The organism is Mesorhizobium shonense (assembly GCF_040545255.1).
In the GTDB taxonomy this organism is placed as follows: Bacteria; Pseudomonadota; Alphaproteobacteria; order Rhizobiales; family Rhizobiaceae; genus Mesorhizobium; species Mesorhizobium shonense.
Map to the genome: position 1 here is coordinate 174,734 of NZ_JBEPLM010000010.1, position 19,186 is coordinate 193,919.

Annotated in this window: 18 protein-coding genes; 13 read left to right on the top strand and 5 right to left on the bottom strand. The window is 64.3% G+C overall.

The window, feature by feature from the left end; translation table 11 throughout:
• Window positions 1-2 precede the first annotated feature (2 nt).
• The 8 genes from phnK to phnE (ABID26_RS24355) all read left to right on the top strand — a co-directional run bounded on the left by phnK (window position 3) and on the right by phnE (ABID26_RS24355) (window position 7,774).
• Window positions 3-779, top strand: a complete 777-nt coding sequence (gene phnK / locus ABID26_RS24320) for a phosphonate C-P lyase system protein PhnK (protein WP_126097821.1) — start codon at window positions 3-5, stop codon at window positions 777-779.
• A 2-nt stretch (window positions 780-781) separates the two neighbouring features.
• A complete protein-coding gene (gene phnL, locus ABID26_RS24325) occupies window positions 782-1,489 on the top strand; it encodes a phosphonate C-P lyase system protein PhnL (protein ID WP_292302301.1) in 708 nt (235 codons plus the stop codon).
• Entirely contained in the window at window positions 1,486-2,097 is a 612-nt protein-coding gene (locus ABID26_RS24330; RefSeq protein ID WP_292302303.1) for a DapH/DapD/GlmU-related protein, read from the top strand. Before phnL ends, ABID26_RS24330 begins: the two co-directional genes overlap by 4 nt.
• A 404-nt stretch (window positions 2,098-2,501) precedes the next feature.
• The gene (locus ABID26_RS24335; protein WP_126097818.1) at window positions 2,502-3,212 is read left to right on the top strand and encodes a DUF1868 domain-containing protein; all 711 of its coding nucleotides are present in this window, start codon (window positions 2,502-2,504) and stop codon (window positions 3,210-3,212) included.
• A 175-nt stretch (window positions 3,213-3,387) separates the two neighbouring features.
• Complete coding sequence (gene phnC, locus ABID26_RS24340) at window positions 3,388-4,245, top strand: phosphonate ABC transporter ATP-binding protein (RefSeq protein ID WP_126097817.1); 858 nt, start codon at window positions 3,388-3,390, stop codon at window positions 4,243-4,245.
• Window positions 4,246-4,377: 132 nt separating this feature from the next.
• Entirely contained in the window at window positions 4,378-5,286 is a 909-nt protein-coding gene (gene phnD / locus ABID26_RS24345) for a phosphonate ABC transporter substrate-binding protein (protein WP_126097816.1), read from the top strand.
• A 161-nt stretch (window positions 5,287-5,447) separates the two neighbouring features.
• Window positions 5,448-6,407: a phosphonate ABC transporter, permease protein PhnE gene (gene phnE / locus ABID26_RS24350; protein WP_292302307.1), complete on the top strand. Its 960-nt coding sequence runs from the start codon at window positions 5,448-5,450 to the stop codon at window positions 6,405-6,407.
• Between the two features lie 8 nt (window positions 6,408-6,415).
• Window positions 6,416-7,774, top strand: coding sequence for a phosphonate ABC transporter, permease protein PhnE (gene phnE, locus ABID26_RS24355; protein ID WP_292302324.1), 1,359 nt, complete (start codon window positions 6,416-6,418; stop codon window positions 7,772-7,774).
• A 158-nt stretch (window positions 7,775-7,932) separates the two neighbouring features.
• Here phnE (ABID26_RS24355) and ABID26_RS24360 read toward each other — a convergent pair whose 3' ends face one another.
• The 3 genes from ABID26_RS24360 to ABID26_RS24370 form a co-directional block, all read right to left on the bottom strand.
• A complete protein-coding gene (locus ABID26_RS24360; protein WP_292302309.1) occupies window positions 7,933-8,784 on the bottom strand; it encodes a sugar phosphate isomerase/epimerase family protein in 852 nt (283 codons plus the stop codon).
• Window positions 8,785-9,009: 225 nt separating this feature from the next.
• Window positions 9,010-10,197: a Gfo/Idh/MocA family protein gene (locus tag ABID26_RS24365; RefSeq protein ID WP_292302311.1), complete on the bottom strand. Its 1,188-nt coding sequence runs from the start codon at window positions 10,195-10,197 to the stop codon at window positions 9,010-9,012.
• 155 nt (window positions 10,198-10,352) lie between these two features.
• Window positions 10,353-11,408, bottom strand: coding sequence for a sugar phosphate isomerase/epimerase family protein (locus tag ABID26_RS24370; RefSeq protein ID WP_126097811.1), 1,056 nt, complete (start codon window positions 11,406-11,408; stop codon window positions 10,353-10,355).
• A gap of 402 nt (window positions 11,409-11,810) precedes the next feature.
• On the opposite strand from ABID26_RS24370, the gene ABID26_RS24375 reads away from it, so the two are divergent.
• Genes ABID26_RS24375 through ABID26_RS24390 form a run of 4 tightly spaced genes read left to right on the top strand, consistent with a single transcriptional unit; the run spans window position 11,811 to window position 15,627 of the window.
• A complete protein-coding gene (locus ABID26_RS24375) occupies window positions 11,811-12,698 on the top strand; it encodes a sugar phosphate isomerase/epimerase family protein (protein ID WP_126097810.1) in 888 nt (295 codons plus the stop codon).
• 54 nt (window positions 12,699-12,752) lie between these two features.
• Window positions 12,753-13,922, top strand: coding sequence for a mandelate racemase/muconate lactonizing enzyme family protein (locus tag ABID26_RS24380; protein ID WP_126097809.1), 1,170 nt, complete (start codon window positions 12,753-12,755; stop codon window positions 13,920-13,922).
• Between the two features lie 2 nt (window positions 13,923-13,924).
• Window positions 13,925-14,641, top strand: a complete 717-nt coding sequence (locus tag ABID26_RS24385) for a FadR/GntR family transcriptional regulator (RefSeq protein WP_126097808.1) — start codon at window positions 13,925-13,927, stop codon at window positions 14,639-14,641.
• 5 nt (window positions 14,642-14,646) lie between these two features.
• Window positions 14,647-15,627: a hydroxyacid dehydrogenase gene (locus tag ABID26_RS24390; protein ID WP_292373313.1), complete on the top strand. Its 981-nt coding sequence runs from the start codon at window positions 14,647-14,649 to the stop codon at window positions 15,625-15,627.
• A gap of 267 nt (window positions 15,628-15,894) precedes the next feature.
• On the opposite strand, the gene ABID26_RS24395 is transcribed toward ABID26_RS24390, so the two are convergent.
• A complete protein-coding gene (locus tag ABID26_RS24395) occupies window positions 15,895-17,190 on the bottom strand; it encodes an amidase (RefSeq protein ID WP_126097806.1) in 1,296 nt (431 codons plus the stop codon).
• A gap of 171 nt (window positions 17,191-17,361) precedes the next feature.
• On the opposite strand from ABID26_RS24395, the gene ABID26_RS24400 reads away from it, so the two are divergent.
• On the top strand, window positions 17,362-17,709 hold the full coding sequence (locus tag ABID26_RS24400) for a GFA family protein (protein WP_126097805.1): 348 nt from the start codon (window positions 17,362-17,364) through the stop codon (window positions 17,707-17,709).
• A gap of 215 nt (window positions 17,710-17,924) precedes the next feature.
• Here ABID26_RS24400 and ABID26_RS24405 read toward each other — a convergent pair whose 3' ends face one another.
• Complete coding sequence (locus ABID26_RS24405) at window positions 17,925-19,136, bottom strand: MFS transporter (RefSeq protein ID WP_126097804.1); 1,212 nt, start codon at window positions 19,134-19,136, stop codon at window positions 17,925-17,927.
• Window positions 19,137-19,186: the final 50 nt, after the last annotated feature.

Sequence of the window (19,186 nt, forward strand, 5' to 3'; positions counted from 1 at the left end):
AAATGACCGACGAACCGCTGCTGCGCGTTTCAGCGCTTTCCAAGTTCTACGGCTCGCGCGTCGGCTGCGAGGACATCTCCTTCGACCTCTGGCCGGGCGAGGTGCTGGCGGTGGTCGGCGAGTCCGGCTCGGGCAAGACGACGTTGCTCAACTGCCTGTCCACCAGGCTGCTGCCGTCGTCCGGCACGGCGAGCTACCGCATGCGCGATGGCCAGTGGCGCGAGCTCTACCGCATGAGCGAGGCAGAGCGCCGTTTCCTGATGCGCACCGACTGGGGCTTTGTGCATCAGAACCCTGCGGACGGCCTGCGCATGACCGTATCGGCCGGCGCCAATGTCGGCGAGAGGCTGATGGCGGTCGGCGACCGCCACTACGGCAAGATCCGCGCCACCGCAGTGGACTGGCTGTCGCGGGTCGAGATCGACGAGGACCGCATCGACGACGAGCCGCGCGCCTTTTCCGGCGGCATGCGCCAGCGCCTGCAGATCGCCCGCAACCTGGTGACGGGACCGCGGCTGGTGTTCATGGACGAGCCGACCGGCGGCCTCGACGTCTCGGTGCAGGCGCGCCTGCTCGACCTGTTGCGCGGCCTGGTCACCGATCTCGGCCTCGCGGCCGTCGTCGTCACCCACGATCTCGCCGTTGCGCGGCTTCTGTCGCAGCGCATGATGGTGATGAAGGACGGCCGCGTCGTCGAAAGCGGCCTCACCGACCGCGTGCTCGACGACCCGCGCGCGCCTTACACCCAGCTTCTCGTTTCCTCGATTTTGCAGGTTTGACGATGGCCACCCCTCTCGTCGTTTCCGATGTCGCCAAAAGCTTCACCATGCACCTGCGCGATGGCGTCACGCTGCCGGTTGTCGTGGGCGTCTCCTTCTCGATCCGCGCCGGCGAATGCGCCGTGCTCGGTGGCCCGTCCGGCGCGGGAAAAAGCTCGGTCCTGAAGATGCTCTACGGCAACTACGCCGTCGACGAAGGCCAGATCATCGTCCAGCATGAGGGCGGCCTGATCGATCTCGGTTCAGCCAGTCCGCGCACCGTGCTTGCCGTGCGCCGTCATACCATCGGCTATGTCAGCCAATTCCTGCGCACCGTGCCGCGCGTCTCGGCGCTCGACGTCGTCGCCGAGCCGCTAGTCGAGCGTGGCGAGGACAGGGAAACTGCCCGTGGCAAGGCACGCACCCTGCTTGCGCAGCTCAATTTGCCGGAAAAGCTCTGGGCCCTGCCGCCGGCGACCTTCTCCGGCGGCGAGCAGCAGCGCGTCAACATCGCGCGTGGCTTCATCACCGAGCATCCGATCCTTTTGCTCGACGAGCCGACCGCTTCGCTCGACGCGAGGAACCGCGATGTGGTGGTCGAGCTCATCGCCGCCAAAAAGGCGGCGGGCGTCGCCCTGCTCGGCATCTTTCACGACCAGGATGTGCGCGACGCGGTGGCCGACCGCATCATCGACGTCACCGCCTTCGCCGCGGGCAGGATCGCCGCATGAGGAAGCTTTCGGAGACGCCGCTGGTCCACGAGACGGCGCAGGTCGAGAACTCCAAGCTCGGCCGCTGGACCGAGATCGCCGAGCGCAGCCGCATCTCGGAAAGCGAGCTTGGCGATTATTCCTACATGATGCAGGACTGCGCCGTCTGGTGCACGACCATTCGAAAATTCTCCAACATCGCGGCAAGCGTGCGCATCAACGCCACCAACCACCCGACCTGGCGGCCGACACTGCATCACTTCACCTACCGCGCCTCGGACTACTGGGACGATGCCGAGCACGAGAGCGAGTTCTTCGCAGAGCGCCGCGCCAGACGGGTCACCATCGGCCACGACACCTGGCTCGGCCACGGCTCGACCATCCTGCCCGGCGTGACCGTCGGCGATGGCGCCGCGGTCGGCGCGGGCGCCGTGGTATCGAAGGATGTCGCGCCTTACACCATCGTTGCCGGCGTGCCGGCGAAACCGATCCGCGAACGTTTCGACCGCCGCACCGCCGAGCGCTACCAGGCGCTCGCCTGGTGGGACTGGGACCATGCAAGGCTGCGTGCCGCGCTCGATGATTTCCGCGAGCTGGAGGCGGAGGCGTTTCTGGAGAAGTACGGTTGACGCCAGTGATGTTTTTGTCGAATTAGTATCCGCGCAAATTTGCGCGGTGGAGCACATGTGTGAGCCCTATTTTCGCAATACCTCTTTTCATTGGACTGGCGTTAATCGCATTGGGAATTTGGATGGTGAGACTTGGAGTTACGCGCTGGGGACAATCTGACAAAGTCTCGGCAATAACATTGGTAATTTTGGGTTTTGTTTTGTTGGCAGCAGCCATAGCTCCGCTCTATATCTTGTGGTTCCTCGCGAACCTTACAGGAAAGCCAGGCTGACAACCTCTGCACGTTTACGTTGTCAATCTTCCATTTTACAGCTTTACCACCAAGGCCCCCCGGAACATGCGCCGAGTTTCACGTCCTTGACACATGACTCGGACAAGAGCCGATCTCCCCCAGGAGATCGCCATGCTCGCCACTGTTAGACCCTCGCTCGCCGGATTTTTCGAAGGCACGAACCCGGCGCCGCCCGCGCATCTCGGCACCCGTTACGACGCATCTGGCAACTTCCTGCCGGAACCCGGCAACACGGTCGTCAGCCATCTCGTTGAGGGCTCGCCTTCGGAAGTCGCCATCATCGAGGTGCGTGAGCGGATGCTCGCCATGCCGGACGCGGATCGCCTCGCCTTTACGCCGATCTCCAGCCTGCATATGACCCTTTTCCAGGGCATCATCGAATACCGGCGCCGCCTTCCTTACTGGCCGTCGGACGTGCCGTTCGACACCGGAATAGGCGACATGACTCGCCTCTATCTCGAGCGCCTCCAAGGCTTCGAGGACCGCGGCGCATTCAACATCAAGGTCGTCGAAGTCCTGCCGACCGGCCTGACCGTCGCCGGCGCCACCGAGGAAGACCGCCTGATCCTGAAAGCCTGGCGCGACGCGCTGTCGGTGCCGTTCGGCTACCGTCACCCCGACCACGACACTTACGTCTTCCACATCACCTTCGCTTACCAGATCCGCCGGCTTGCCGATGAACGTGTGTCCGCCTGGCAGCACCTGTTCGACGACTGCCTGTCGTTCCTCGACCGCGAGGCCCCGGTGATCGAATTGCGCCCGCCAGCCTTCTGCAGCTTCAAGGACATGAAACGTTTCGAGGAATTGCTGGTCCTTGGATAATCCGATGCATGTCGCCCAAAAGTGCCTGGCGGTTTTTGGACAACGACATGCATAAACAAGGATTCCTGCCTGTGGGTCGTAACAAAACTGACATCAATCCGACACCCCAGCTTCATGGGGCTGCGCTAGCGAAGGTTAACGGACCTTCGAAACCGCGACGTACCGGAGTCTTGCCATGTCAGCATCATCGGCCACGCTGGAAATCCGCGGCGTAACCCGACGATTTGGCAAGAACACTGCCGTCAGCGACATCAACATCTCGATCCCGCAGGGCCAGATGGTCGGCATCATCGGCCGCTCCGGCGCCGGCAAATCGACGCTTCTGCGCATGATCAACCGTCTCATCGATCCCAGCCAGGGATCGATTTTCTTTGACGGCGCCGAGGTTTCCAGCCTGCAAGGCTCGCCGCTGCGCCGCTGGCAGCGCGACTGCGCCATGATCTTCCAGCAGTTCAACCTGGTGCCGCGCCTTGACGTGCTGACCAACGTGCTGCTCGGCCGGCTCAACCACCGTTCGACGTTCTCCAACCTGCTCGGCATGTTCTCGCGCACCGAATGCGCCGAGGCGGTGGCCGCGCTCGAGCGCCTCGACATCGCCCGCACCGCGCTGCAGCCGGCCGGCACGCTTTCCGGCGGCCAGCAGCAGCGCGTGGCGATCGCGCGCGCTATGATGCAGCAGCCGAAGGTGCTTCTGGCAGACGAACCGATTGCCTCTCTCGACCCGCTCAACGCCAAGGTGGTGATGGATTCGCTGCGCGACATCAATTTGCGCGAAGGCATCACCGTCGTCACCAACCTGCACACGCTGGATACCGCCCGCGCCTACTGCAACCGCATCATCGGCATGGCCGCCGGCAAGGTCGTGTTCGACGGCGCGCCGGAGGATCTCGACCGGGACGCCGTCCGCACGGTCTATGGCGCCGACGCCAATGGCGTCGAGATCTCCGAGGCCATCACGTCGACCAGCGTCACCGTCAAGCCGAAGATCACCGCATCCGCCGGCCCGCTCGAACCAGCCTTCCCTGGCTACTGAGTCCACCGCCGGCCGAAATGGTCCCGGCAACTCGTTAGCAAGAGCAACCCGGATCGCACGCCCGCGTCAAAGGCTGAATTCAAAATTAGAACGCTGCCGGCGCGAAGCCGGCAAAACAGGAGAGAGGTCAAAATGTTCAGGAAAATGGTTTTTGGCGCCGTATCGTTGCTCGCCATGGCGGCAAGCGCCGCTCACGCCGCCGACATCAAGGAGTTCCGCGTCGGCATCCTCGGCGGCGAGAACGAAACCGATCGTCTGCGCAACTACCAGTGCCTTGCCGACCATCTAAAGGCCGAATTCGGCTTCGAGAAGGTGTCGCTGTTCCCGGCCGCCGACTATGACGGCGTCATCCAGGGCCTGCTTGGCGGCACGCTCGACTTCGCCGAGCTCGGCGCGTCCGGCTACGCCAGCGTCTATCTCAAGGACCCGAAGGCCGTCACCCCGATCCTCACCACCAAGCAGACCGACGGCTCGACCGGCTACTATTCGATCGGCCTGGCGCTGAAGACTTCCGGCATCACCGACATCAAGTCGGCCAAGGGCAAGAAGCTCGGCTATGCCGACCCGGATTCGACCTCGGGCTATCTGATCCCGCTGACCCAGATTCCGAAGGACACCGGCGCCTCCAACGAGACCTACTTCGCCTCGACACAGTTCAACGGCGGCCATGAGAACAACGTTCTCGCCGTCCGCGACGGCAAGGTCGACGTGGCGGTGGACGATTCGTCCGGCATCGGCGACTTCAAGAACGGCTACACCTCCGGCACCTTCCACAAGGAAGTCGCCAAGGGCGCCGTCGACCCGAACGACTTCGTCGAAGTCTGGCGCTCGGGCCTGATCCCGAACGGCCCGCTGGTCGTCCGCACCGCGCTGGGCGCCGACATGACCGCCAAGCTCGCCGACTTCTTCACCCAACTGCCGGCCAAGGACAAGCCCTGCTTCGAAGGCGTCGAAGGCGGCGATTTCACCGGCTATGTTCCCGTGAAGCCGGACTTCTACAGCGTCATCGTCGAAGCCCGCAAAGCCGCTATCGGCGGCTGACGGCATCAGGAAAAAGGGCGGCGTCCACTAAAGCGACGTGCGTCCACTTGGACGCACAAAGTACGCTTTAGCACTTTGGATTGCCGCATCGGACTTTCCGAAAATCGGATTTCGATTTTCGGGCCGATGCGGCGGCGCCGCCCTTTTTTCATGTTCCGATCATGACAGCCTCAGCGACAATCCATTCCGAAGCGACAAGGCAGCAGGCGGACGCCTGGCGGCGCCAGACGTCGCTCCGCCGCTTCTACACCGCGCTCGGCGTCGGCCTTCTTCTGGTTGCCATGTGCGCGACCATGTGGTTTGCCGACGAGGCCAATGCCGGCCATTTCTTCGAGCGGCTGCCGCATATACTCGATTTCCTGAGCTGGCTTGTCCCGAAGGACTGGTACGATGTCTGGCGGGCGCTGTTCGACATCGCCTCGCCGCACGACAAGGGCACGCAGGAATTCAACTTCCCGCTCGGCCGCGTCTATGTCTGGGGCGGCTTCTACGTCCCCGAATATTTCGAGCTGATGCTGACCACCGTCAATGTTGCGCTGGTCTCGACCTTCATCGGCTTCGTTTTCGCTGTTCCCTTCTCCTTCATCGCCGCGCGCAACCTGACGCCGAACCCGATCCTGCGGCTCGTCGTCAAGCGCTTCATGGAACTGCTGCGCGCCTTCCCGGAGATCGTCATCGCCGGCCTGTTCGCCGCCATCGTCTCGATCGGCCCGGTCGCAGCGATCATCGCCATCGGCCTGCATTCGATCGGCGCGCTGGGCAAGCTGTTCTACGAGATCAACGAGAATATCGACATGCGGCCTGAAGAGGGTCTGCGCGCAGTCGGCGCCAACTGGATCGAGCGCGTGCGCTTCGCCGACCTGCCGCAAGTGCTGCCCAATTTCATGTCCTACACGCTGCTCCGGATCGAGATCAACGTGCGCATCTCGACCATCATGGGCGCCGTCGGCGGCGGCGGCATCGGCGAGGAGCTGAAGCTTTCGATCTCGCGCGGCTTCGGCGCCAAGACGTTGGCGCTGGTGCTGCTGCTCTTCGTCACCATCTTCCTCGTCGACCAGTTCTCCGCCTGGCTGCGCCGCAAGCTTGTTGGTGAGCAGGCTTTCCTGATGAGTGCTGCTTAACCATGGCTATGACAGTCGACGAAATCAGGGCCATCGAGGAACGCCACCCGCGGATATTCCAGCGGCCGGCCTACAAGCGCTTCTGGCCGCTGCTCCTGATCGCGGGCACGGTGCTCTATCTCGCCTACGCCCTGTGGTTCTTCAGCCTGCCGCAGGTGTTGAAGGAATCGCATTGGGAGCGCCTGCCGCTCTTCCTGTCGCAGTGGATCAGCTACGACCTGCAGCCGGAATTCCGGCTCGACCAGTCTCAGATCACGCCGAAATATCCGCGCTTCTCGGCGCTGGGCGAGAACCCCAATCCGGACTGGGTGATCAGGAATCCCGACGGCACCTTCACCGTGCAGATCGACGGGGAAGCCAAATCCGTCACCTTCGACAAGACCCGGGCGACGATTGTCGCCAGCGGCGAGACCATTCCGATATCGCTTACCGGCGGCAAACCGGTCGTCGCGGGCCCGGTACCCTCCTGGGTGACCGTGCATGACGACGAGGTCGTCGCCAAGATGGGCTTTGCCGGCGAGGTGCGCGTCACCGTCGACCGCGTCAAGGTGCGCAAGCGCTTCCTCGGCTGGGCGAACTTCGTCTTCGACACGCGCTCGCCTTTCTTCGGCAAATCGGCCGGGGAGGTGATTTCGCTGATCGTCTCGGGGCCTGAGCTCCAGCCCGGCACCTCGAACCTCACGCTTGCCGCCGACAACATCTGGAACAACGCGCAGTGGCAGCACGGCGACGTCTGGACGAAGCTGTTGCAGACCATCGTCATGGCCTTCCTTGGCACGCTGCTCGGCGGCATCGTCGCCTTCCCGCTCGCCTTCTTCGCCGCCCGCAACATCACGCCGAGCGGCCTGCTCAGCCAGGTCTTGAAGCGCTTCTTCGACTTCATGCGCTCGGTCGACATGCTGATCTGGGCGCTGTTCTTCACCCGCGCCTTCGGCCCCGGCCCGCTGGCCGGCAGTGCCGCCATCTTCTTCACCGAGATCGGCACGCTCGGCAAAACCTACTCCGAGGCGCTGGAGAACATCGACGACAAGCCGCGCGAAGGCGTGCTCTCGACCGGCGCCAACGGCCTGCTCGTGCAGCGCTACGGCGTGCTGCCTGAGGTGGTGCCGATCTTCATCAGCCAGACGCTCTACCAGTGGGAATCGAACACCCGTGGCGCGACCATCATCGGCGCCGTCGGCGCCGGCGGCATCGGCCTGAAGCTGTGGGAAGCCATGCGCACCAACTCGAACTGGGCCAACGTCTTCTACATGGTGCTGCTGACGCTGTTCGTCGTCTTCGTCTTCGACAACATCTCGAATTTTTTGCGCCGAAGGCTGAGCCGCACGCTGCATGATTACAATAGGCTACAGGCGGCGCATGAGTGATGAACTCAGCGCCGGATGGGTGCGCCGAGATTCAGGTCAGGCCGAGTCGAAAATGGTGGCTTCCGAGAACCGGAGCGGAGCGTACTTGAAGTACGTGAGCACCGGAAGCGCAGGAAGCCGGCATTTGCAGGCCGGCCTCACCTGAATATCGGTGTGCCCTAAGCGGCCTTCTTCCACCCGTCCCTGATATGCCGATACCCCTCGCGATAAACCGCCTCCGGGCTCTCCGCAAAATCCCGCCACACCTTGGTCGCCGCCGCCAGATCCTTCAGCGAGCGGCCGAAGGACTCGATGGTCAGCCAGTCGTCATAGCCGCTCTTGCGGATGGCTGAAAAAGTATCCTTCCAGGGGATGTTGCCGCGCCCGGGCACACCGCGGTCGTTCTCCGAAATATGGATATGGACGACGTTTCGGCGATTGCGCGTATAGGCGCCGATCGGATCGGCCTCCTCGATATTGGCATGAAACGTGTCGTACATCGCCTTGATGTGCGGCCGGTCGATCGCGTCGATATGCTCGCACAGATCGTCCATGGTGTTCACCAGATAGCATTCGAAGCGGTTGAGCGCTTCGAGCCCGATGGTCACGCCCTTCTTGCCGGCATGGTCGCCGATGGCGCGCTGCGAGGCGACCGAGCGCTTCTTCTCGGCAGCCGTCGGCCCGCTGCCGGAGAAGGCGCCGAGCGTCGAATGCAACGGCCCGCTCAGCCTGTTCGCGCCTAGCGCAGCGCTGCAGTCGATCGCCCATTTCATGTAGTCGATGCCGGCCTTGCGTGTCGCGCCGTCAGGCGAGATCAGGTTCATTGCCGGATCGCCCATGGCCGAGACCGCGGTGCGCTCCAGCCCGATGCGATCGAGCATCTCGCCGAGCTTTTTGTAGTCGTCAGGTTTGCTCGCGAAAACCGGGATCTCGACGCCGTCGAAGCCTGTCGCCTTGATGTCCTTCAGCAGCGCCTCATGCTTCTTCGAGACGCTGGTCGTCCATAAGAACATGCACATGCCGATTTTCATCGACATCCTCCCCCCTTTGACGGCCGACATTTTCCCCCCCGTCGGCGCTGCCCCCTCATCCGGCCGCTTCGCGGCCACCTTCTCCCCGGTGGGGAGAAGAGACGCGCGCCACCCTCGGCGACCTCCTCTCCCCTCGGGGAGAGGTCGGATTGCCCCGAATTGCTTTCGCAATTCGGCTGGCAATCCGGGTGAGGGGGACTCTCCGTTCGCCGACGAGCGCCGCGACTACAGCTTCGTCCACGCCCCATTCTTCTTCGACGACTTCACGCAGGCCTCGATGAAGGCCATGCCTTCGACGCCGTCCGCGATCGTCGGGAAGACGACATCCTTGGCCAGCTTGCCGCCTTTGCGCCGTGCTGCCCGGATCGCCCGCGCGGCCTCCTGGTAGATATTGGCGAAGCCTTCGAGATAGCCTTCCGGATGGCCGGACGGCACGCGCGACACACGCGCCGCGACAGGCATCGCGCCGGCGCCGGCGCGGGTCAGCAATTGCTTCGGCTGGCCGAACGGCGTGTACCACAGATAGTTCGGGTCCGCCTGCACCCACTCCAGCCCGCCCTTCGAGCCGTAGATGCGCAGCTTAAGCCCGTTCTCGTGCCCAGGCGCGACCTGGCTCGCCCAGATCATGCCCTTGGCCGGATGCGCCTTGCCGACCGGCTTGAAGCGCAGCATGACGTTGACATTGTCGTCGAGCTGGCGTCCCGGCACGAAAGCATCGAGGTCGGCCGAAAGCGAATCGAGCTCCAGCCCCGAGACGAAGCGGGCGAGGTTGTAGGCATGGGTGCCGATGTCGCCGAGCGCGCCGCCGGCGCCGGCCTGCTTGGGGTCGGAGCGCCATGAGGCCTGCTTCTGGCCGGTGGCGGCGAGGTCTTCGGTCAACCAGTCCTGCGGATATTCCGACTGCACGATGCGGATATCGCCGAGCTGGCCCTTGGCCACCATCTCGCGCGCCTGCCGGATCATCGGATAGGCGGTGTAGTTGTGGGTGAGCACGAACACCTTGCCGGTCTTTTCGACCAGGGCCGCAAGCTTCTTCGCCTCGGCCAGCGAAGTCGCCAGCGGCTTGTCGCAAATGACATGGATGCCCGCCTCCAGGAAGGCTTTTGCCGCCGGCACATGCACATTGTTGGGCGTGACGATCGCCACCGCCTCGATGCCGTCCGGACGCTTGGCTTCCGCTTTTGCCATCTCGGCGTAGGAGCCGTAGCTGCGCGCCGGGTCGAGCCCGAGTTCTTCGGCCGAGGCCCTTGCCCGTTCCGGATTCGACGACAGCGCGCCGGCCACCAGCACAAAATCATTGTCCATGCGCGCCGCGATGCGATGCACCGCCCCGATGAAGGCGCCCTGCCCGCCGCCGACCATGCCGTAGCGGATCGGGCCGCCTCCCGTTTCCGACTTCGATGCGCCGACCATTTCTGTCTCCCTTGTCTGAGATACCCCTCCCCCTCGAGGGGAGGGTGGCCCGTAGGGCCGGAAGGGGTCGGTTCATGCCGAGCTCTACGCCCGGCGACCCCACCCCGATCCGCATTGCGGATCGACCCTCCCCTCAAGGGGGAGGGTAAACTGTGCTAAATCCCCATCATCGCGCGCAGCAGCTTCTTGTCGCTGGTGCCGCCGGCGAAATCGTCGAATGCCCTCTCGGTGACCCGGATGATGTGGTGCTGGATGAAGGGCGCGCCTTCGGCGGCGCCGTCCTCGGGATGCTTGAGGCAGCATTCCCATTCCAGCACCGCCCAGGAGTCGTAATTGTACTGGGTGAGCTTGGAGAAGATGCCGCTGAAATCCACCTGCCCGTCGCCGAGCGAGCGGAAGCGTCCGGCCCGGTTCACCCAGCCCTGATAGCCGGAATAGACGCCCTGCCGCCCCGTCGGGTTGAACTCGGCATCCTTGACGTGGAAGGCTTTGATCCGCTCGTGGTAGATGTCGATGAACTCGAGATAGTCGAGCTGCTGCAACAGGAAGTGCGACGGGTCGTAATTGATGTTGCAGCGTTTGTGGCCGCCGACCGCGTCGAGGAACATCTCGAAGGTCGCGCCATCGAACACATCCTCGCCCGGATGGATCTCGTAGCCGACATCGACGCCGTTCTCGTCATAGACGTCGAGGATCGGCTTCCAGCGCTTGCCGAGCTCGGCGAAGGCCTCCTCGATCAGCCCCGGCGGCCGCTGCGGCCAGGGATAGAGGTACGGAAAGGCGAGCGCGCCGCTGAAGGACACCGAGGCCTTGAGCCCGAGATTCTTCGACGCCTTGGCGCCGAACTCCATCTGCTCGACCGCCCATTTCTGCCGGGCTTTCGGATTGTTGTGCACCTCGGCCGGCGCGAAGCCGTCGAACTGCGCGTCGTAGGCCGGATGGACCGCCACCAACTGCCCCTGCAGATGCGTCGACAGCTCGGTGATCTCGACGCCGGCGTCGGCGCAGATGCCCTTCACCTCGTCGCAATAGGCCTTCGACGACGCCGCTTTCTTGAGGTCGAACAGGCGCCCGTCCCAGGTCGGGACCTGCACGCCCTTGTAGCCGAGACCGGCCGCCCATTTGGTGATCGAGGCCAGCGAATTGAACGGCGCCGCGTCGCCCGCGAACTGCGCCAGAAACAGGCCGGGACCCTTCATCGTCGTCGGCATCGGCATCCTCCCTCTCTCGTTTGTCGCGACCAAGCATAGCGCCGATTGGAGTGAGGGCCAGCCTGTTTGGTCGTTCGGTGTTGGCGCCAGAACATGGCGTCATTCTGGTATTACCAAATCCAGCCATTCGGTCAAGCCGTTGCAAACGGCGAGAAGGCGGCGGCCACAACCGCAAAGCGAAGATTTAATCCATTGAAATCAACGCATTGCTTAACGACCCGGGTGCCATATCCGGTCTCCTTGCCGTTCATACGAATTTGCTGTAGAGGTCTTGTCAGGCCCAATTGGTCGAACCAGTTTCAAAGAAAAATCGCTGGAGCGCCTTGGGGAGGAATCGTGTGGCGAGCTCTTTTGAAGTCGTCGCGGGCAAACATGACAGGCGAATTCTGGGAAGGATAGACCATGCATCTTTCGACGCACAACTGGATGCGGGCGGAGCCTCTGGAGACGACGCTCAAGCGCATCAAGAAGCTCGGCTATGAGTCGATCGAGATTTCCGGCGAGCCCGAGCAGTACAAGACCAAGGAAACGCGCGCGCTGCTGAAGGAGCACGGCATCCGCTGCTGGGGCTCGGTGACGCTGATGTTGGGCGAGCGCAATCTCGCCGCCAAGAACCAGGGCCAGCGCGAACGCTCGGTGCAGTATGTCAAGGACGTGCTGACCATGGTGAGCGAGCTCGATGGCGAGATCATCACGCTGGTTCCCGCGACCGTCGGCAAGGTGGTGCCGGACGGCACCGAAGCCGAAGAATGGGGCTGGGTTGTGGATGCCACGCGCGAATGCTTCGCCCATGCCAAGAAGGTCGGCGTCAAGGTCGCCGTCGAGCCGCTCAACCGCTTCGAGACCTATCTCTTCAATCGGGGCGCCCAGGCGCTCGCCCTTGCCGATGCGGTGAGCCCGGAATGCGGCGTCTGCCTCGACGCCTACCACATCCACATGGAGGAATTTAACGTCTACGACGCCATCCGCCAGGTCGGAAAGCGCCTCTACGACTTCCATGTCGCCGACAACAACCGCTTCGCCGCCGGCCTCGGCCAGATCGATTGGCCGAAGATCGTCGGCACGCTGAAGGAGATCGGCTATGACGGCGCGCTGACCAACGAGTTCGTCGCGCCCGTCGACCGCACGCCGGCCGCGCCCTATCCGGAGATGGTGGAGCGCAACCCGGTCGATATCTCGCCCGAGCAGCTCAAATTTATCCAGGACCACGGCTCCAGCCTGCTCACCGAGAAGTTCTACACCGATCAGATGCGCATCACCGCTGAAACGCTGCTGCCGCTGATCAAGTAGCCGATCGAAGCTTAGCCCTTCCGCCCTCGCCGGGCGGCGGGGCCGGGGATGAAGATGCACATCAAAAGCGTCCAGGCCTGGTGGGTTCGCATACCGATCGAAGTCGCGAAGCAGCACCGCAGCGACTTCGGTCAGGTGACGACGTTCGACGCCGCCATTTTGCGCATCGAGACCGATGACGGCCTGGTCGGCTGGGGCGAAGGCAAGAACGCCGCCGGCAGCGCCGGCAGCTATGGCGCGCTGGTCCACATGCTGAATCACGAGATTGCGCCGCAGCTTATCGGCCGCGACCCGGCCGACATCGGCATCATCTGGGAGATGCTTTATAACGGCGTGCGCCACCACACGGCAGCCCACACCGGCCATGCCATGCCGCAGCTGGCGCGGCGCGGCATGAGCGTGGCGGCGATCAGCGCCGTCGACATCGCGCTCTGGGACATCCTCGGCAAGTCCTTGGGACAGCCGGTCTGGCGGCTGCTCGGCGGCCGCAAGGTCGAGCGCATGCAGGCCTATGCCTCGGGCGGCTGGGCATCGGCGGACGCAATCGGCGAGCAGCTCAAATCCTACATCGCCAGGGGCGGCTTCAAGGCGCTGAAGATGCGCGTCGGCGCCATGGACGGCGCGCCGCATATTTCCGCGGCCCGTGTGCGCGCCGCCAGGGAAGCGATCGGCCCCGACGTCGACCTGATGGTCGACGCGCATGGCACCTACACCGTTGCCGAGGCGAAGCGCTTCATCCAGCTCACCGCCGATCTCGACCTCGCCTGGTTCGAGGAGCCGGTGATCGCCGACGACAAGCCGGGCATGGCCGAGGTGCGCGCCTCAGGTTCGGTTCCGGTCGCCACCGGCGAGAGCGAGGCGACGCGCTATGCCTTCCGCGATCTGGCGGTGCTGAAATCGGCCGATATCTTCCAGCCGGATCCCGCTTTCTGCGGCGGCATCAGCGAGGCAATGAAGATCGGCACCATCGCCAGCGCCTTCAACCTGCGTTTCGCGCCGCATCTTTGGGCCGGCGCGCCCTGCTTCTTCGCCGGGCTGCATGTCTGCGCCGCTTCGCCCGCGAGCTTCACCGTCGAATATTCGCTCGGCGCCAACCCGATGATCCACGATCTCGTCGAAGAGACTGTCGAAGCAAAGGACGGTATGATAGCGATCCCTGAAAAGCCTGGATTGGGATTCACCGTTTCGGAGCGATTCGTGGAGGCGCACGCGCAACGCATTTGACGATGAAAGAAAAGAACCTTCTCGCGGAACTCGCCGCCTATCTGTTCTCCAACTCGGACAAGGAGTCGGGCCGCACGCCGTCGGAGCGCGAGCTGGCGGAACATTTCGGTGTCAGCCGCGGGCAAATCCGAGAAGCGTTGGCAATTTTGGAAGCCATGCGCATCGTCGAGCGCCGCGCCAAATCCGGCATCTATATCGACACCAAGCAGGCCAGCGTAGAAGCGTTGGCGCTTTTCGCCCGCGCGGGCCTGCCGCTCGATCCGGTACAGATCTACGAGACGGTCGAGCTGCGCAAAATCCACGAGATCAAGGCGGCCGAGCTTGCCTGCTCGCGCGCCACCGAGGAGAATTTCGAGCGTCTGCGCGAGATACTGAAAGCTTCCGAGGAGCGCATCGCCGCCGGTGAAGGCCTCGCCAAGGAAGACCGCGAGTTCCATCTCGAGATCGTGCGTGCGACCAAGAACGGCGTCTTCCACAACATCTGCAGCGTCTATTATCTGATGGGCGAGCAGCGCCTGCCGATCTATTTCAACGATCCCGAGCGCAATATGCGTTCGCATGCCGAGCACATCCAGATCTACGAGGCGCTGCTGCGCCGTGACGGCAATCTGGCGCAAGCGCTGATGAGCGCCCATCTGCAGGGCGCCGAGAGCTACTGGAAGGGCCTGATCGAAGGCCGTGGGGCCGAGCCGAAAAGCGCGGCGCTCGAAAAGGCCTGAGCCCGATGCGCAAGATTCTCTCGACGCATCCGCTGCACCCGCGCGCCACGGCCATGCTGGCGGGGGCTGGCCGGCTGGCGATCGCTTCCGCCCTCGACGCCAGGACGCTGACCGCTGAAGCCAGGGACGCCGACATCGTCATCGTCCGTGCGCCGCTGCCGCCGGATCTCTTCGACGGCGCCAAGGATCTGCGCGCCGCGATCCGCCACGGCGCCGGGCTGGACATGATTCCGGTCGAAGCGGCGACCGCCGCCGGCGTGCTGGTGGCGAATGTGCCGGCCGTCAATGCCCGCTCGGTCGCCGAGCATGTGATGTTCACCGCACTCGCGCTCTCGCGGCGCTTCCGCGTGATGGACCGCGACTTGCGCGCCAAGGGCTGGCTCGCCGGGCGCGAGCACGCCAATTCGACCAGCGAGCTTGCCGGCAAGACCATCGGCATCGTCGGCCTGGGCGCCGTCGGTCAGGCCGTCGGCCATATCGCCGCGCACGGTTTCGACCTCAATGTCGTGGCGACCACGCGCAGCTTGCGTCCGGCACCGGAACGCGTCGGCTTCCTGTCGATCGACGCGCTTGTCGAGCAGAGCGACATCATCGTGCTCTGCTGTCCGCTGACCGAGGAGACGCGCGGCCTGATCAGCCGCGAGCGTATCGGCCGCATGAAACCGCATGCGCTTTTGATCAATGTCTCACGCGGACCGGTGGTCGATGACGAGGCGCTGATCGAAGCCCTGCGAAAGAGCCGCATCGGCGGCGCCGCGCTCGACGTCTTTTCGACTCAGCCGCTGCCGCCGAACCATCCCTATTTCGGCTTCGACAACGTCATCGCCACCCCGCATTTGGCTGGCATCACCGAGGAATCGATGATGCGCATGGGCGTCGGCGCGGCGAACGAGGCCCTGCTGGTGCTCGCCAACAAGCTGCCGGTCAACTTGCGCAATCCGGAAGTGATCGAACACTATCGGCGGCGGTTTCCGGCCGGCGGTTAGTTTCGCGGCGAGCATCGAGACAGAGCAGACCTGAGATGCCGGCCGGACAGCGCCCCCCTCTGTCCTGCCGGACATCTCCCCCACAAGGGGGGAGATTGGACGTCACCCCCGGCTTTCGCCAATCACCAACGTCGCAGGTTGAGCGCGGCCCTGAAACTGCCAATCTCCCCCAAAGTGGGGGAGATGGCCGGCAGGCCAGAGGGGGGCGCCAAGGAACGCAACGCAAATTTCCCTGATGCCAATTTGCCTCGGTTCGCGGCGTCCCTATCAACGGCCAAGCAAAGCCTCTATCGCGGCAGCAATCGCAAGCAAACGACGATCATCCCCATGCCTTGCCACCAGCATCAGCCCGGCCGGCAGGCTTGTCCCAGGCATCGGCAGCGAGATCGCGCAGAGATCGAACTGGTTGGCGACCTGAGTGTTGCGCAAGAGGAGGCCTTCCGTTCGTTCGCGAAGCGCTTGATCGCCGGCCATGGCGGCAATGGACGGCGCGACCATCGGCACGGTCGGCAGGGCAAGCACGTCGACTGCTTGCAGCCGTTCCTCCATGGCTGCGGCCAATTCCCCGCGGCGGCGGATTGTTCGGATATAGACGGAAGCGGGAACGGCGAGCGCGCGAGACAACGGCCCGCTCACGTGCAGATCGACCGGCACCGAGGAGCCAGCGGCCAGCCAGTCGGCATGCACTTCTGCGCCTTCTATTGCTGCGATCGAGGCCCGCTTTGTCGCCAAGCGCATCTCGGCGATCAGATCATCGATCGGCAAGTCAGCGAGGCGCGCGCCCACCTGATCCATCCCGCTAACACATCTGTCGAAGGCCTCAGTCACCTCGGATTGCGTCTCGCCGAAGAGCACGCCACGTGGAATGCCGACGCGCAGGCCGGCAAGCGGGATCGGCTGGAGAGAAACCGGCTCCTCTCCCGCCATGATCGCGTCGGCAGCCATGCAATCGGCTACGCTGCGGGCAAGCGGACCGATCGAATCCAGCGTTGCCGACAAAGGCAAGGCGCCGGCCAGCGGCACGCGCCGCGCCGTCGGCTTGAAGCCGACGACACCGTTGAGCGAGGCTGGAATGCGCACCGAGCCGCCTGTGTCCGAGCCGATAGAGATGTCGCTGCTGCCCTCGCCCACCGCGACCGCCGCTCCGGACGACGAGCCACCCGGGATCAGGCTGGCATCGGCGGCATTGCCCGGCGTGCCGTAATGCAGATTGTCGCCGATCGCGGTGAAGGCGAATTCGGTCATGTTGGTCTTGCCGAGGATCACGGCTCCCGCCTGGCGCAATCGGCGCACGACTGCCGCGTCCCGCGCGGCAGGCTGGGCACCGGCGAGCATCAGCGAACCCGCCCTGGTCGGCTCGCCGGCGATATCGAACAGATCCTTGATCGAGACGATCGCGCCGTCTAGCGGCCCGAGGCTCATCCCGGCTTTGCGGCGGGCATCGGATGCATCGGCGGCTGCCCGCGCGGCCTCGGCATAGAGCCTTGTGTAAACCCTCTCGTCCGCGGCGCGATTGGCAAGACGTGACAGGATGGTTTCGAGACGGTCGCGGACGGGTTGCATGTCGATGTCGGACTCCGCAAGAATCGAACGTCTTTAGAGCAATTCCAGGAAAAGTGCACAGCGGTTTTCCGTCCGGAATTGCGTAGGAACAAAGGCACGGGCCGATTGGGCCTGCGGAAGGGATAACCCGGCAGGCGTGCCTTTGCACCTGCCAGCGACAGGAAGAGACTGATGCTGTACAAAGGCAGTTGCCACTGCGGCAAGGTGGCGTTCGAGGTCGAAGGCGAGCTCGGCGGTGCGGTGCGCTGCAACTGTTCGATCTGCGCGCGCAAGGGCGCGCTGCTCTGGGCCGTGCCGCACGGCAGCCTGCGTCTGGTCGCCTGGGGCGACGACCTCGGCAAATACACTTTCGGCAAGGGCTCGATCGCGCATCGCTTCTGCCGGACCTGCGGCATTCATCCCTTCGCCGAGGATGCCAGCCTGGGCAGCGAGCGCAGCGCCTACATCAATATCAATTGCCTCGAGGACGTCGACCTCGCGGCGGTGCAGGTGTTCGAGTTCGACGGCCGCTCTGCCTAGTTCCTCGGATACAAGGTGTAGGAAATCCGAATGCCGGCGGGACAGCGCCCCCTCTGTCCTGCCGGACATCTCCCCCACTTGGGGGGAGATCGGACACCACCACGGCTTTCGCCAATCGCCAACGTTGCAGGAAGAGCGCCTTCGGCAAAGCTGCCAATCTCCCCCATTGTGGGGGAGATGTCCGGCAGGACAGAGGGGGCGCGAAGGATCGCGGCCTATCCCTGTTTCGGGCCGATGGCGAAAGTCACCAGCGCCGCGAGCAGCGTCGCCACGGCGCCGTAGGCAAAGGCGCTGGCCACGCCGGCGTGGTCGACCAGCAGGCCGCCGAACACCGCGCCCAGCGCGATCGCCACCTGGAAGGTCGCGACCATCAGGCCGCCGGCGCTCTCGGCCTGGTCGGGCGCGGCGTGCACCAGCCAGGTCTGCAGCCCGACCGGCACCGCGCCGAAGGCAAAACCCCAGGTGGTGACCGCGACGGCTGCCGTTACCGGCGAAGCGCCGAGCGTGAGCAGCGCCAGCGCCGACACTGCGATCAGCAGTGGCGCCAGGCCGACTGCGAGCTTGAGGTTACGCTCGGCCAGGAAGGCGCCGGCGAAATTGCCGAAAAAGCCGCCGATGCCATAGGCGAGCAGCACCAGCGAGATCGTCTCGATCGGCATCACCGGCACCGTCTCCAGGAACGGCCGCACATAGGTGAAGCCGGCAAACTGTCCGGACGCGACCAGCAGCACGACAAGAAGCGCGACGCGGATCGTCCGCCGCTTCAGAACCTCGATCAGGGTGCGGAAGCCTGCCACGGCCGTCGGCGGCAGGCTGGGAATGGTGGCAAGCTGCACCAGCAAGGTCAGCGCGCCGACGACCGCCGCGATCATGAAGGCCGTGCGCCAGCCCCAGATGTCGCCGACATAGGCGCCTACCGGCGCCGCGGTGACGGTGGCGACCGACACGCCGGTCAGGATGATCGACATGGCCCGCGGCATCAGCCGCATCGGCACCAGCCGCATCGCCATGGCGGCCGACATCGACCAGAAGCCGCCAAGCGCGATACCCAGAACCACGCGGGCCAGAAGCAGGACGGTGAGCGAGGATGCAAAGGCGGCAAGCAGGTTGGAGACGATCAGAAGCACCGTGAGCATCCACATCACCAGCCTGCGGTCGAGCCGCTTGGTGACTATGGCCATGGTCGGTGCCGCGATCGCGCCGACAACGGCGGTCGCGGTGACCGCCTGGCCGGCGGCGCCTTCGCTGACGCCGAGATCCTGCGCCAGCCGCGTCAGCAGGCTGGCGGGCAGGAATTCGGCGGTCACCAGGCCGAACACCCCGAGCGCCAGCGAGACCACCGCGCCCCACACAGGCTCGGTTCGTTCTTCGTCATCGGTTCGGTCGAGGATAGCGGCGTCGATAACGCCTGTGGCAGGTTCGGTCATGGAAGCGTCTCCGGGAAAGTTGCAGCGCAACATTTGACTGCAGTGCAACA

Excerpts from the sequence above, each read along its gene's own strand:
- phnK (WP_126097821.1), top strand. The coding sequence starts at position 3 with ATGACCGACGAACCGCTGCTGCGCGTTTCAGCGCTTTCCAAGTTCTAC.
- phnL (WP_292302301.1), top strand. The coding sequence starts at position 782 with ATGGCCACCCCTCTCGTCGTTTCCGATGTCGCCAAAAGCTTCACCATG.
- ABID26_RS24330 (WP_292302303.1), top strand. The coding sequence starts at position 1,486 with ATGAGGAAGCTTTCGGAGACGCCGCTGGTCCACGAGACGGCGCAGGTC.
- ABID26_RS24335 (WP_126097818.1), top strand. The coding sequence starts at position 2,502 with ATGCTCGCCACTGTTAGACCCTCGCTCGCCGGATTTTTCGAAGGCACG.
- phnC (WP_126097817.1), top strand. The coding sequence starts at position 3,388 with ATGTCAGCATCATCGGCCACGCTGGAAATCCGCGGCGTAACCCGACGA.
- phnD (WP_126097816.1), top strand. The coding sequence starts at position 4,378 with ATGTTCAGGAAAATGGTTTTTGGCGCCGTATCGTTGCTCGCCATGGCG.
- phnE (WP_292302307.1), top strand. The coding sequence starts at position 5,448 with ATGACAGCCTCAGCGACAATCCATTCCGAAGCGACAAGGCAGCAGGCG.
- phnE (WP_292302324.1), top strand. The coding sequence starts at position 6,416 with ATGACAGTCGACGAAATCAGGGCCATCGAGGAACGCCACCCGCGGATA.
- ABID26_RS24360 (WP_292302309.1), bottom strand. The coding sequence starts at position 8,784 with ATGAAAATCGGCATGTGCATGTTCTTATGGACGACCAGCGTCTCGAAG.
- ABID26_RS24365 (WP_292302311.1), bottom strand. The coding sequence starts at position 10,197 with ATGGTCGGCGCATCGAAGTCGGAAACGGGAGGCGGCCCGATCCGCTAC.
- ABID26_RS24370 (WP_126097811.1), bottom strand. The coding sequence starts at position 11,408 with ATGCCGACGACGATGAAGGGTCCCGGCCTGTTTCTGGCGCAGTTCGCG.
- ABID26_RS24375 (WP_126097810.1), top strand. The coding sequence starts at position 11,811 with ATGCATCTTTCGACGCACAACTGGATGCGGGCGGAGCCTCTGGAGACG.
- ABID26_RS24380 (WP_126097809.1), top strand. The coding sequence starts at position 12,753 with ATGCACATCAAAAGCGTCCAGGCCTGGTGGGTTCGCATACCGATCGAA.
- ABID26_RS24385 (WP_126097808.1), top strand. The coding sequence starts at position 13,925 with ATGAAAGAAAAGAACCTTCTCGCGGAACTCGCCGCCTATCTGTTCTCC.
- ABID26_RS24390 (WP_292373313.1), top strand. The coding sequence starts at position 14,647 with ATGCGCAAGATTCTCTCGACGCATCCGCTGCACCCGCGCGCCACGGCC.
- ABID26_RS24395 (WP_126097806.1), bottom strand. The coding sequence starts at position 17,190 with ATGCAACCCGTCCGCGACCGTCTCGAAACCATCCTGTCACGTCTTGCC.
- ABID26_RS24400 (WP_126097805.1), top strand. The coding sequence starts at position 17,362 with ATGCTGTACAAAGGCAGTTGCCACTGCGGCAAGGTGGCGTTCGAGGTC.
- ABID26_RS24405 (WP_126097804.1), bottom strand. The coding sequence starts at position 19,136 with ATGACCGAACCTGCCACAGGCGTTATCGACGCCGCTATCCTCGACCGA.